Origin of the sequence: Streptomyces sp. NPDC092045 (genome assembly GCF_044756005.1) — a bacterium.
Classification (GTDB): Bacteria; Actinomycetota; Actinomycetes; order Streptomycetales; family Streptomycetaceae; genus Streptomyces.
On record NZ_JBIVSC010000001.1, the window covers coordinates 1,501,463 to 1,514,303 of the forward strand.

Here is a 12,841-nt window from a genome sequence, read left to right on the forward strand (position 1 = left end):
ATGTTGTCTACTACAAGCCTTGTTCATGTTGCATTTGGTTGTCAGGAGGTCTGGAAGATGGGCGAGCTGTACCCGCCGGTCGAACCGTACGAGAAGGGGATGCTCGACGTCGGCGACGGCAACCTTGTGTACTGGGAGGCCTGCGGCAACCCGGACGGCAAGCCGGCACTCGTCGTCCACGGCGGGCCGGGGTCCGGATGCGGGACCGGGGCACGCCAGTACTTCGACCCGGACCGCTACCGCGTCGTCCTGTTCGACCAGCGCGGCTGCGGCCGCAGCACCCCCCACGCAAGCGAACCCACGACCGACATGCGCCACAACACCACCCAGCACCTGATCGCCGACATGGAGCGGCTCCGCGATCACCTGGGTATCGACCGCTGGCTGCTCTACGGGGGCTCGTGGGGCTCCACGCTGATCCTGGCCTATGCCGAGACGTACCCGGAGCGGGTGTCGGAGATCGTCATCGCCGCCGTCACGACCACCCGGCGCTCCGAGATCGACTGGCTCTACCGAGGTGCGGGGCGGTTCTTCCCCGAGCAGTGGGAACGCTTCCTCGAAGGAGCCGGCAGCACACCACGAGACGGTGACGTCGTCGCGGCCTACGCACACCTGATGGAACATCCGGACCCTGCGGTACGGGAGAAGGCCACAGCCGACTGGTGCGCATGGGAGGACGCGGTCCTGTCCGGGGAAACGAACGGCGCCTCCAAGCCGTACGGTGACCGCCCGCCGGTCGCGCAACTGGCCCTGGTCCGCATCTGCTCGCACTACTTCGCCCACGGAGCGTGGCTGGAGGAAGGCGCACTCCTGCGCGATGCGCACCGCCTGGCCGGCATCCCGGGCGTGCTGGTCCACGGCAGGCTCGACCTGGCCGGCCCACTCGATACCGCATGGGAACTCGCCCGCGCCTGGCCCGATGCCGAGCTGACCGTCGTCGACAACGGGGGCCACCTGGGCAGCGACACGACCCGCGCCCATGTACTCAAGGCCCTCGACAGATTCGCTCACCGGAGATGAGCCCAGATGCATTCTCGCCTCGGCGCGATCCGCCAACTATCGCTCTCAAGATCCGCCAACTAGCTTCCTCTGCATACCTGTGAGCTGTGCCTGATGCGAAGGCGATCCGCCAACTATGGTGCTCGGTCACATGCGCCAACCCTTGCCGTACAAGAGCCTTCAACTGAAGGCAGGTTGGCCGAAACGCCGATGCCCGGGCGGCGCGCTTCGCGTAATCGGAAAGAGCGCACAGTGCCCTGACCGGACCGGCCGGCCCTGCGTGCTTCCCCGCGAGCACCGCGAAGATCTGACCGGCGCACGGCGCGCGAGCCGGCGGTGCGCCCGTGCGGGGAGGGCTCAGGTGAGTGGCAGCAGTTTCCCGCGTTGCCGGTGGTCGACGTGAGTCGGTTGGGGCTGATCCCGGCTCTGCGGAAGGTCCGCCAGGCCTCGAGCCGGGCGAAGGTCCGGTCGACGGGGAAGCGGAGTCGGGCGTGTGCACGGTTGACGGCTGCCTGTCTGGTGGTGAGAGGTCTTCCGGGGCGGCGTTTGAACGGCACCTGGAACGTGCCGCCGGCCCCGGCGTAGGCCTTGTCGGCCAGGACGGGAATCCTCAGTCGTTCACAGACGGTGATGATGCGGTGGGTGCGCACGGCGGTGGTGTCGACCGTGCGACCGGGCAGCACGGTCGAGTACCGGATCGGCTCGCCCACCGGATCGGTGACGGCCTGGATGTTCACGCCGTGCCACCCGGCCTTGCCCGGGCGGTCCCGTTCGTGGTCACCGCCCCGGTCGCACTCGGCGATGGCGCCGTCCACCAGAACGTACTCAGGACGTGCCCGGCGCAGTGCCTGTGCGCGGGATGGCGCTCTCGAGGCGAGGGGCTTGATCACGCTCTGTACGTAGGCGTGGGCGGTGTCCTCGCTGTTCCGGAAGCCCGCGGCGAGCTTCGCACAGGTGGTGTGCTCGCGCAGGTGGACCAGGGTGATGACGGTGCGTTGTGAGGGGCGCGGTTTGCGGCGGCGGTCACCCTCGCGGGTGACGATCGGCACCGTGACCCGTTCCACGAGCGCGTGCGGCAGATCGAGTGCGGCAGGATGGGGGACCGACGAGGCCTCTGGTCGCAGCGGTCGGGACGTCAGACATCTCGAAGCACTGCCCGAAGGCCTCGCCTGCTGTCCGGCCTCGACCGTCACCCGATCGGTGACCGATCTGAAGATCCCTAGTGAACCCCATGAGTTTCTGATCAATAGCGGGCGAACGGCCGTATCGACCGGCATCGGTCATCCGTTCCCCGTGCGTCAGCCTCCTTCCGACCCCCGGAGTCACAATCGTGCGCATCCACCTCGCCCCGGCAGGCGCGGCCCCGGGCACCCGGCCCGGAACGAAAGCCCTGCGAGGAGGGAGGCGCAGGTGAGCCGAGGCGTTCTGACGGGACGTCCCCTGGCAGCGGGCCTGGTGTCGGACACCTACGACGCGGTCGTGATCGGGTCCGGGGCGGGCGGACTGACGACTGCGGTCTGCCTGGCCCGGCAGGGGCGGCGGGTAGCAGTGTTCGAACAGCACTACACCGCGGGCGGTTACACCCATGCCTACCGGCGGCGCGGCTGGGAGTGGGACGTCGGCATTCACTACGTCGGCCAGCTCGGACGACGCGAGCCGGTCAGGGTGGTGTCGGACTACCTCACGGGCGGAGTTCTGCGCTGGACCCCGGTGGGCGACCCCTACGACGAGTACCGGCTGGCGGACGAGGTGCACTGGGCACCCGTCGGCTTCTCCGCCTACCGAGCGGCTCTGATCGCGCGTTTCCCGGCAGAGCAGGCAGGGATCGAGGCGCTGTTCCGGTTGATCGGGCGGTGCCGTGCGGTGTTGCCCGCGCTCGCCCTGGGACGCCTTTCGGGCCCGGTGGTGCGCAGACTGGCTCGTCTGCTGCGGGCGGCGGCCGTCCCGCCCGAAGCCCTGCGGCCCGCCCGGGAGGTGGTGGCGGAGCTGGTGCGCGACGAGCGGCTGAGGCAGGCGGTGCTCACACAGAGCGCACTGCTGCTGGCAGATTCCACCGCCAGGTTGCCGTTCTTCCTCCTCGCGGTGCTGTTCGAGCACTTCCGGACCGGTGCCTGGTACCCGGTGGGCGGCAGCGCCGCCATCGCCCGCGCGATGCTCGACCCGATCCGTCTCGCGGGTGGCGAGGTCTTCGTGAGGGCGCCGGTCGCCCGGATCACGCTGGAGGGGGGACGGGCGACGGGCATCGTGCTGGCGGACGGCACCCGTGTCCGTGCTCCGGTGGTGGTCAGTGCGGCAGGGGCCCACCACACCTACCGCACCCTGCTGCCCGACCTGTCCGCCGGAGGTACCGACCGGCTGGAGGGCATGCGGCGCGGATTCCCCTTCGTGGTGCTCTTCGTCGGCCTCGACGGCGACCCGGAGGAACTGGGTCTGCCCCGGCACAACCTGCTGGTCACCGACGGCGACTGCGACACCTTCTTCGAGGGTACCGGCGGACGCACCAGCGGCCACTTCTTCTCCTTCTCCTGTGCCAAGGACCCGACCTGGACCACGCGGCACCCCGGCCGGTCGACCGGTGAGATCCTCACCTACGTGCATCCGGAGCTGTTCGCGCCCTTCCACGGCTCCGGTCCGCGCGACCGGGACCCGGCCTACCTCGCGCTGAAAGCCGAACTCACGGCAGAACTCCTCGAACAGCTTCACCGCCGTCTGCCGCGCACCAGGGGCCGGGTGGCCCACCACGAGCTCGGCACCCCCCTCAGCGCCGAGCATTTCACCCGTTGGCCCGGTGGCAGCCTCTACGGACTCGCCAAGGACGTCGTCGCCTTCGGCGACGGCCACCGGCCCGGCCTCGCGGACTGGCTGCGTCCGCGCACCGCAATCCACGGCCTGTACCTCTCGGGCCAGGACTGCCTGGCCGGCGGCTTTCTCGGCGCGGTCACCGGCGGTCTGCTCGCCGCCCATGAGGCTCTCGACCGCACCGGCCGAACCCGCCTGTGGACAGGACTGCTGAAACACGCCGTCAGGCCGCCCTCGTCCTGGTGAAAGCCCTCCTGCCACACCGGTTCAGCGCCTCGCTCTCGACTCGGCCGAACAACGGGGCCCGGCGAGGTCCGGAGACGTTCCACCGGCCGAGGCACCGGCGGCGGATGCCGGACGGGGCTGTTCTTCACGCGATCGGGTCCCGGCCGGTCCGCCAGTGGTTGGCGCGAGTCGGTGGCCGCGACGCGGAAGAGGCGGTGTCCCGGCCGTTGCCGATCGTTTCGGAATGAGGTTCGGAGTCGTCGCAAGCAGATGATGCCGCAGGCGAGTTGGAGCAGGCCGAGGTGGAGGTCGGCGCGTATCCCGCAGCGGATGCGGAGGTGTTTGAACTGGTGGAGTCGGGCGAAGGTCCGCTCCACGAGCCGGCGTGTCCTGCCCGGAACCGAACCGTGCGGGACGCCGGGTCGGGCGATCTCGGGTGGGGTGCCGCGGGCCCGGAGGATGCGGTGGTACTTGTCGTAGTCGTAGCCGCGGTCGGCGGACAGCCGTCGCGGCCGGTGACGAGGCCGGCCCATCAGGCCGCGGGTGCGGGCAATCGCGTCCAGCAGCGGTGTCGGCCGGGTGGCGCTATGCCGGTTTCCGCAGGTCAGGCTGGTGGCGAGAGGGGTTCCGTGACGGTCGGCGATCAGGTGGTGCCTGCTGCCCGGCCGGGCGCGGCCTGTCGGCGGAGGCCTGGTGTGAGTCCCCCTTTGAGCGCCCGGACGTGCGAGCCGTCGATCGCGCAGTCGTCCATGTCCAGCAGGCCGGCCTTGCGCAGTTCGGCCAGGAGCACTTGGTGCAGGCGGGGCCGGAGGCCGGCCTCGGTCCAGTCCCGCAGCCGCCGGGCCGTCACTCCACTGCACACCCGGTCAGCTCGGCGGGCACGTCTCTCCGGCTGACGTTCTTGCGCAGCACGTGCACGGTGCCCCGCAGAGCCGCACGGTCGTCCGCCGGCAGGCGCCCGGGACACCGATGACGCCGCAGAGGTCGGGGCGGCAGCAGCGGGGCGATGCGTTCCCGCGGCTCATCAGGCACGAGATCAACCGACACCCGCGCCACTCTGCCGCCACCGAGCCCGACCGCCGACCCCCAACAGCGAACTCGTTCTGAAACGCTCAGTCAGACGTCCTGCACGCCCATGCGCCGCCACGGCCCCAGGCATCGACGGCGTCCTCATTCCCTTGCGCCACGCCTGGCGGCGGATGCCGCTCCCGTGACCACCCAGGTCGCCATGCCCCACAGACAGAGCGCCGATGTGGCACCCACCACGAAGCGAACGGCCTCGTCCGAGCCATTCGTGAACCACACGGCCGTGCCCGATGCCCCGGCCACGATCAACAGGGCCGCCGGCACCCGCAGCCGGGGCTGCTCGAACACCGCGGCGAGGGGGAGGAAGTGAAGCCCAACGACCATCGCAACCAGAGGGGGAATGAGCACCGGTAGCCCGGCGCGAGCGCACACCGCAGCTATGAGGACGATCAGCAGCCACTGGAGACCGTTGATCTGATTGAACCGCCGACGTCGGTCGGTGGGAAACGGGCCCCCTGCCGAAGAGGGGAGGAAACGGCGTGCGGCGAGCATCAGCGCCAGTGCGATGGCACAACCGATCACGACCTCGACCAGCCGCGCTGTGCCGTCGGATGCACTTGTTGCCAACAGCCACCAGCCCAGCCCGAACAACGCGAAGAACCCAACACCTGACTTGAACATGATCATCATCCTAACGAGTTCGTGAGCGGTGAGCGGTGAGACGTCGAGGGATCTGGCGGGCCGACACGTCATCGACCGCGCGGGGCTGCGACACACCCGGTTCCCGGACGGGCCGACAAGCGACGGGCCGCACGCGCGCATGTACGAGTCCCTGTGGGGCCTGCTCGAACCGCCGCGCGACCACAGCGTCTACGACATGTCGTGGACGGGCACGGGGGCCGCCCTCGTCTCCACGATGGACGACCTCAACCGCCTCTACGCGCGGCTGCTCGACGGCAGGATCGTCAGCCGGTCGTCCCTGGCCCAGATGCAGCGCACGGTCCCGGTCCGCGCACTCGACGGGACGATGATCGAGTACGGCCTCGGACTGCACAAGGTCGTCATCCCCGGCTGCGGCACCTTCTGGGGCCACGACGGCACGGTGTGGGGAGCCGGCACGATCTCCCTGACCCGGGCGGACGGCGGCCGCCAGATGTCGGTGGCGGTCAACCTCCAGCGCTGGAAACCCCGGAGCACGGAGGGGACCCCGCGGCCCCGCCCCATCGACACGGCCCTGGGGGCGCTGTACGACCGGTCCCTCCGCGACGCGTAGTCGGCGTGCGGCGCGAGGCCGCCGAGGCGCACCGGGAATCCCGGTGCGCCTCCCCGGGGAAGGCGGACGACGCCCGTGAGAGACACCAGGCCGGACACCGACACGTCCTGACGGGTGCTCGTGGCCCTGGTCCTGGTGTCCGGCGTCACGCGCCCGCGCTGTCCTGCTCCCCGCTCCGCTCCGCCTCCGGTCCCGGCCCGTGTGAAAGAGTGCGGCAGCGGCACTGGAGGGGCGCCGACAAGGACGAGTGGGTCCAGACCTGCTCCGGGCCGCGTCGGTCGTCGATCGCACGGGCGAGAGCGTCGTCCTGTGCCACGCCCATCACCCCTGGACCGCCCTCGCACGAGAACGCCGGAACCGGTACGCGGAAGAGTTCCTTCCTCCTCCCCGGGCCTCCACCCTCGCCGAAGCGGGCTTCGCGGTCCTCAGGAGCGGGCGGCCCGCCCTCCCTCTCTCCGACGTGGACGCCTCGGTGCTGACGAAGGGGGAGTGGCGCCGCATTCGCTCCTGCGGCATCACCACGCTGGGCGGAACGCTCTTCGACGCATGGGCCTGATGATCAGGCAGAGTCGTCGAACGGCTGCTCGGCGAACGGGCGTCGCCCGGCGGCGCCCGCAGACCCGAAGCGGCAGGCGGCCTTCGCGGAACAGGCCCGGCCGGTGCCCGGGCGGGGCGGCCAGGCGTCGGCGCCGGATCCGGAGGTCCACGGGGCGCGCTCGTCCTTCCTGATCCCCGTTCGCCATCCGCACTCGGTGACCGGCCCCGCGGCATCCGTCGCCGGGTCGGCATGCGGGCAGCATGCTGCGCCGGTGACGGTGCGCAGTAGAGAAGGACGGGCAGTCCTTGCCGCAGGCCGACTGCGTGATCCTCGGCCGGTTCTTCCCTATGGCGGTCGGACCGCCGCGAGACAGGCTTCCGCCAGGACGCCGGAGGACAGGCGCCGGCCGAGCGGGAGGAGAGCGGAATGGCTGACGAGGACACCGACGGGCGCACCTATCTCGTGGTCCGGAACGACGAGGAGCAGTACTCGATCTGGCTCGCGGACCGGGAGGTCCCGCCGGGTTGGCACCGGGAGGGCACCGAGGGCACCCGGCAGGCGTGCCTGGACCACATCGACTCGATCTGGACGGACATGCGTCCGCTCAGTCTGCGCCGGCGCATGGAGCAGGAGAGCCGGTCCGCATGAGCGCCCAGGCTGGCCGCGCCGCGCCGCCGCTGCCCGAACAGTGCGTGCACGACCGCTTCGAGGAGCGGGCGAACGACGCGCCGGAGGCCGTGGCCCTGGAGTGCGGCGGCCGGCGGCTGACCTACGCCGAGTTGGACGCCAGGGCCTGCCAGGTGGCCCACCTGTTGCGCGGGCGCGGCGTGCGGCCCGGCGTCCCGGTGGCCGTGTGCGGGCAACGGGACCTGGAGGTGCTGGTCGCGCTGCTGGGCGTGCTCAAGGCGGGCGGCCACTACCTGCCGCTGGACCCGGACTACCCGGCCGAGCGACTGGAGTTCATGCTCGCCGACTCCGGCGCCCGGTTGCTGCTGGTCCAGCCCGAGTTCGCCGACCGGTTCGCCGGCGTCCCGGGGCTGGACGGCGTCCTGATGGACCGGGACTGGTCGGTCGCGTCCGGGCAGCCCACCGGTACGCCGGCGGCCGGGGCCCGGCCCGACGACCTGGCGTACGTGATGTACACCTCCGGGTCCACGGGCCGTCCCAAGGGGGTCGAGGTCACCCATCGCAACATCATGCGGCTGGTCCACGAGGCCGACTACGCGGACCTCGACCCGGGGCAGGTGATGCTGATGCTCGCCCCGCTGTCCTTCGACGCCTCGACCTTCGAGCTGTGGGGCGCGCTGTGCAACGGTGCCAGGGTGGCCGTGCTCCCGCAGGGCGTGCCGACCGCGGCCTCGATCGAGCAGGCGGTGCGGCGCCACGGCGTCACCGTGCTGTTCATGGCCGCCGGGCTGTTCCAGCACGTGGTGCGCACCCGCCCCGGTGCGCTGGCGACGGTGCGCCAGGTGCTGGTGGGCGGCGACACGCCGCCGCCCGCCGAGGTGCGGACGCTGCTCGAGTGCGGCGTGGAGGTCGTCAACGCCTACGGGCCGACCGAGTGCACGACGTTCAGCTGCGCCCGGCGCGGCGTCACCGTCGCCGAGACCAGCGGGAACATCCCGATCGGCGGCGGCATCGTCCGCACCGACACGTACGTGGTGGACGAGGCGTACCACGAGGCGCCGCCCGGGGTGCCCGGGGAGCTGCTGATCGGCGGCCCGGGGGTCGCCCGCGGCTACCTCGGCCGGCCGGCCCTCACCGCCGAGCGCTTCGTCCCCGACCCGTTCGGCACCGAGCCCGGTGCCCGGCTGTACCGGACCGGGGACCTGGCCAGTCGGGACGCCGGAGGCGTGCTGCACTACCTCGGCCGGCGCGACCAGCAGGTCAAGATCCTCGGCCACCGCGTGGAGCTCGGCGAGATCGAGATCGCGCTGGGCGACCATCCCGAAGTGCGAGGGGCCGCGGCCGCCGTCCGGACGACCCCGAACGGGGACAAGCAGCTGGTCGGGTACGTGCTGTCGGACACCCTCGGCCCAACGGCCGGCGGACAGCTGCGGGAGTACCTGCGCGAACGGTTGCCGGACTTCCTGGTCCCCACCGCCTGGGTGCGGCTGACGGAGTTCCCCCTGACGCCCAACGGCAAGCTGGACCGCTCGGCGCTCCCGGCGCCGGTGGCCGGCGGTGACGGCCCGGGCACCGCCCCGCGCACACCCCTCGAGCAGGCCGTCGCCGAGGTCTGGACCGAGCTGCTCAAGGTGGCCGCGATCGGCGTGCACGACGACTTCTTCGGGCTGGGCGGAAACTCCCTGCTGGCCACCCAGGCCGCCGTGCTGCTCCGGGAGCGGTTCCCCGTCGACCTCCCCGTGAACGTGGTGTTCGAAGCACCCACCGTCGCGTTGCTCGCCGAGGAGGTCCATCGCGCGATCGCCGATCACGTCGCGCAACTATCCGACACGGAGGTGGAGTCCATGTTGTCTCAGGTGCGTGAGGGATGAGCACACCCCTGACCGGTCCCGCTGCGGCAAGCCCCGCCGTTCGGCGGCAGGCCCTGCTCGAGAGCCTGCTGCGCGCGGGCGGCCGCGGCGCCCGGGCTTCCGACGCGATTCCCCGGGTGCCGCGGGACCGGCCGCTGCCGTTGTCGTCCGCCCAGCAGCGGATCTGGCTGGTGGAGAGCCTGCGCCCGGGCACGACCGAGTACGTGGTGCCGGTCGGGTGGGAGCTGCGCGGACCGCTGGACGTCGCGGCGCTCCGCGCCGCGCTGGTGCGGGTCGTGGAGCGGCACGAGGTGCTGCGCACCCGCTATCCGGCGGTCGGCGACGTCGTGAGTCAGCTCGTGCTTCCCTCGGAGGAGCTGGACTTCGAGGTGGTGGACCTCGGCGAGCTTCCGAGCGACGCCCGGACGACCCGGCTGGACGAAGTCGTGGAGCGCCAGGCCCGCACGCCGTTCGACCTGGGCGGTCGGGGCCCGCTGCGGGTCCGACTGGTCCGGTTCACCGCGGAGCACCACGCGCTGGTCCTGATGGTGCACCACATCGCCTTCGACGGCTGGTCCATCGGCGTGCTGGCCGCCGAACTCGGCGCGCTGTACTCGGCGTTCGCTGACGGTAGGCCCGATCCACTGCCGGAACTCCCGGTTCAGTACGCGGATTTCGCCGCCTGGCAGCGCGAGGCGCACTCCGGCACCGCGCTCCGCGGCCAACTCGACTACTGGCGGGAGAAGCTGGCCGGATCGACCGCGCTGGAGCTGGCCACCGACCGGCCCCGGCCGGCGGCCTTCGACCCGGCCGGCGCCACCCTGCCGTTCACCGTGCCGGCCGAGATCGCCGAGCCGCTGATCGCCTGGGGGCGGTCCCGGGGTGCGACGCCGTTCATGGTGCTGCTGGCCGCGTTCCAATTACTGCTGTCCCAGCACGCCGGCCGCACCGACGTCACCGTGGGCACCCCGGTCGCCGGCCGCAACCGGGTCGAGGTGCGGGACCTGCTGGGCTTCTTCGTCAACACCCTGGTGCTGCGCACCGACCTGTCCGGCGAGCCGACCTTCGAGGAGGCCGTCGGCCGGGTCCGGGAGACGGCACTGGAGGCGTACGCGCACCAGGACGTGCCGTTCGAGCGGCTGGTGGACGAGCTGGCACCCGCTCGCGACCTGTCTCGCAACCCGCTGTTCCAGACCATGTTCTCGCTGCACGACTCGGACACCGCCGCGGAGTTCAGCGGGGCCGGGGTGCGGGCCACTGCGCTGACGACCCCCTGGCACAGCGCCAAGTTCGACCTGATGCTGCAACTCACCCAGCGGGCCGACGGTTCGCTGTCGGGCGTGGTCGAGTACGCCACGGCGCTCTTCGAGCGGGAGAGCATGGCGGTGCTGGCCGAGCACTTCACCACGCTGCTGGGCGTGGCCGCCCGTGATCCGAAGGCCGTCGTGACGGGTACCTCGCTGCTCTCGCAGCGCGAGCGCGGCCTGCTCGAGGGGTGGAACGAGACCTCGGTGGCGTACCCGCAGGGCGAGGTGCTGCACGCCCTGGTCGAGCGGCAGGCCGCCCGCACCCCGGCGGCCGTGGCCGTGCGGTTCGAGGAGCAGAAGCTCGAGTACCGCGAGTTGGACGCCCGTGCCGAGCAGCTGGCACGACGGCTGCGGGCCGCCGGGGTGGGGCCGGAGAGCGTGGTGGCCGTCTGTCTGCACCGCGGCCTGGAGCTGCCGGTGGCGCTGCTCGCCGTCCTCAAGGCGGGTGGCGCCTACCTGCCGCTGGATCCCGGATACCCCGCCCAGCGCCTGGGCTACATGCTGGACGACTCCGCGGCCCCGGTGGTGCTGAGTACCGCCGAACTCGCCGCGACCCTGCCGCCGCACCGGGCCCAGGTCCTGCTGGTCGACGAGGAGGCCGCCCCCGCGGAGATCCCCGCGGGGACCGGGGCGACGACCCGGGTGGACCCGCTGCACCCGGCCTACGTCATCTACACCTCGGGCTCGACCGGCCGGCCCAAGGCCGTGGTCACCCCCCACGAGGGCATCGTGAACCGGCTGCGCTGGATGCAGGACACCTACGGGCTCACCGGGACCGACCACGTCCTGCACAAGACGCCGTACAGCTTCGACGTCTCCGTCTGGGAGCTGTTCTGGCCGCTGACGACCGGCGCGACCCTGGTCGTCGCCCGGCCCGACGGCCATCGCGACCCCGAGTACCTCGCCCGGACCGTCAGCCGTCATCGGATCACCGCCCTGCACTTCGTCCCCGCCATGCTCCGGGTGTTCCTGACCGCGCTGCACCCCGACGCCCCGCTGGAGTCCTTGCGCCTGGTGCTGTGCAGCGGCGAGGCGCTGCCCGACGACCTCGCCGCCGCCTTTCACCGGCATCCCGCCACCGGACGCGTCCGGCTGCACAACCTCTACGGCCCGACCGAGGCCTCCATCGACGTCACGGCCACCGCGTGCCCGCCCGGCGAGCACGTCACCATCGGCACCCCGGTCGCCAACACCCGAGTGCACGTGCTGGACCGCGACCTCGCGCCGCAGCCGCTGAACGTCCCGGGCCAGCTCGCCCTGGCCGGCGTCCAGCTGGCCCGCGGCTACCTGGGCCGCCCCGCGCTGACCGCCGAGCGGTTCGTTCCCGATCCCGACCCGCGCCACCCCGGCCGTCGGCTCTACCTCACCGGGGACCTGGCCCGGCGCAACCCCGACGGCACCGTCACCTACCTGGGCCGCAGCGACCACCAGGTCAAGCTGCACGGGCACCGGATCGAACTCGGCGAGGTCGAGGTCGCGCTGCGGGAGCACCCACTGGTCGTCGACGCCGCGGCCGCCGTCCAGGGCGATCCGGGGCAGGAGCGGCTCACCGCCCACCTCGTGCCCGCCGACCCGGACGCCGTCCCGGATCCCGCCGACCTGCGAACCTGGATGCGCCGTCTGCTGCCCGAGCACATGGTCCCCAGCGCCTGGACCACCCTTGCCCGGCTCCCACTGACCCCGAACGGAAAGCTTGACCGGCGGCTGCTGCCGCTGGTCGAACCGGACGGCGTCGCAAGCGAGTTCGTCGAGCCGCGCAGCGAAGGGGAACGGGCGGTGGCGAACGCTTGGCGTGAGGTCCTCGAGGTGGAGCGGGTCGGCGCGCACGACGACTTCTTCGCCCTCGGCGGCCACTCCCTGCTGGCCGGCCGGATCACCCTGCGACTGCGCGGGACGACCGGCCGGGAGGTGCCGGTACGGGCCCTCTTCGACCACTCGACGGTGGCCGAACTGGCCGCCGCGCTGCCCGGCTACCCCGAGCTGTCCGCTCCGGTCACGCTCCCCCTGCCGGGCACCCGCCGGCTGCGCCGGTAGGGCACCCGATGGGCAGTGGCCGGCGTGCCGGACGTCCGCGCGCGACCGCCGGCCGGTCCGGTCTGCGCGGTCGTCCTCCGCGCGAGCCGACCGCGCCGCGCACGCCTTCGTCGACGCCGCCACGCGGCCCGAGCTGCCCGTGGACCACTCCTCCCTGCTCCGT

Annotated in this window: 8 protein-coding genes and 2 pseudogenes; 7 read left to right on the plus strand and 3 right to left on the minus strand. The window is 72.0% G+C overall.

Annotated features, from left to right (window positions below; translation table 11 throughout):
• Window positions 1-57 precede the first annotated feature (57 nt).
• On the plus strand, window positions 58-1,020 hold the full coding sequence (gene pip, locus ACIQKA_RS06535; RefSeq protein WP_402540190.1) for a prolyl aminopeptidase: 963 nt from the start codon (window positions 58-60) through the stop codon (window positions 1,018-1,020).
• Between the two features lie 368 nt (window positions 1,021-1,388).
• Here the strand turns inward: pip and ACIQKA_RS06540 are convergent.
• Window positions 1,389-2,123: pseudogene (locus ACIQKA_RS06540) on the minus strand (transposase family protein); the annotation flags it as partial.
• Between the two features lie 286 nt (window positions 2,124-2,409).
• Between ACIQKA_RS06540 and ACIQKA_RS06545 the strand changes: the two are divergent.
• Entirely contained in the window at window positions 2,410-4,044 is a 1,635-nt protein-coding gene (locus tag ACIQKA_RS06545) for an FAD-dependent oxidoreductase (RefSeq protein ID WP_391096538.1), read from the plus strand.
• A 227-nt stretch (window positions 4,045-4,271) separates the two neighbouring features.
• Here ACIQKA_RS06545 and ACIQKA_RS06550 read toward each other — a convergent pair.
• Window positions 4,272-5,070, minus strand: a pseudogene (locus tag ACIQKA_RS06550) (IS5 family transposase); the annotation flags it as partial.
• Between the two features lie 123 nt (window positions 5,071-5,193).
• On the minus strand, window positions 5,194-5,730 hold the full coding sequence (locus ACIQKA_RS06555; RefSeq protein ID WP_402540192.1) for a hypothetical protein: 537 nt from the start codon (window positions 5,728-5,730) through the stop codon (window positions 5,194-5,196).
• Between the two features lie 28 nt (window positions 5,731-5,758).
• Between ACIQKA_RS06555 and ACIQKA_RS06560 the strand changes: the two genes are divergently transcribed.
• The 5 genes from ACIQKA_RS06560 (at window position 5,759) to ACIQKA_RS06580 (ending at window position 12,678) form a co-directional block, all read left to right on the plus strand.
• On the plus strand, window positions 5,759-6,322 hold the full coding sequence (locus ACIQKA_RS06560) for a serine hydrolase domain-containing protein (protein WP_402540193.1): 564 nt from the start codon (window positions 5,759-5,761) through the stop codon (window positions 6,320-6,322).
• Window positions 6,323-6,569: 247 nt separating this feature from the next.
• Window positions 6,570-6,878: a hypothetical protein gene (locus tag ACIQKA_RS06565; RefSeq protein WP_383152993.1), complete on the plus strand. Its 309-nt coding sequence runs from the start codon at window positions 6,570-6,572 to the stop codon at window positions 6,876-6,878.
• 408 nt (window positions 6,879-7,286) lie between these two features.
• Window positions 7,287-7,508, plus strand: coding sequence for an MbtH family protein (locus tag ACIQKA_RS06570; protein WP_383152991.1), 222 nt, complete (start codon window positions 7,287-7,289; stop codon window positions 7,506-7,508).
• A complete protein-coding gene (locus ACIQKA_RS06575; protein WP_391096542.1) occupies window positions 7,505-9,358 on the plus strand; it encodes an amino acid adenylation domain-containing protein in 1,854 nt (617 codons plus the stop codon). Before ACIQKA_RS06570 ends, ACIQKA_RS06575 begins: the two co-directional genes overlap by 4 nt.
• Window positions 9,355-12,678 (plus strand): amino acid adenylation domain-containing protein, encoded by a 3,324-nt coding sequence (locus tag ACIQKA_RS06580; RefSeq protein WP_402540195.1) that lies wholly within the window; start codon window positions 9,355-9,357, stop codon window positions 12,676-12,678. Before ACIQKA_RS06575 ends, ACIQKA_RS06580 begins: the two co-directional genes overlap by 4 nt.
• The last annotated feature ends 163 nt before the right edge of the window (window positions 12,679-12,841 follow it).

Coding starts and splice junctions, on each gene's coding strand:
- ACIQKA_RS06575 (WP_391096542.1), top strand. CDS start 7,505: ATGAGCGCCCAGGCTGGCCGCGCCGCGCCGCCGCTGCCCGAACAGTGC.
- pip (WP_402540190.1), top strand. CDS start 58: ATGGGCGAGCTGTACCCGCCGGTCGAACCGTACGAGAAGGGGATGCTC.
- ACIQKA_RS06555 (WP_402540192.1), bottom strand. CDS start 5,730: ATGTTCAAGTCAGGTGTTGGGTTCTTCGCGTTGTTCGGGCTGGGCTGG.
- ACIQKA_RS06570 (WP_383152991.1), top strand. CDS start 7,287: ATGGCTGACGAGGACACCGACGGGCGCACCTATCTCGTGGTCCGGAAC.
- ACIQKA_RS06580 (WP_402540195.1), top strand. CDS start 9,355: ATGAGCACACCCCTGACCGGTCCCGCTGCGGCAAGCCCCGCCGTTCGG.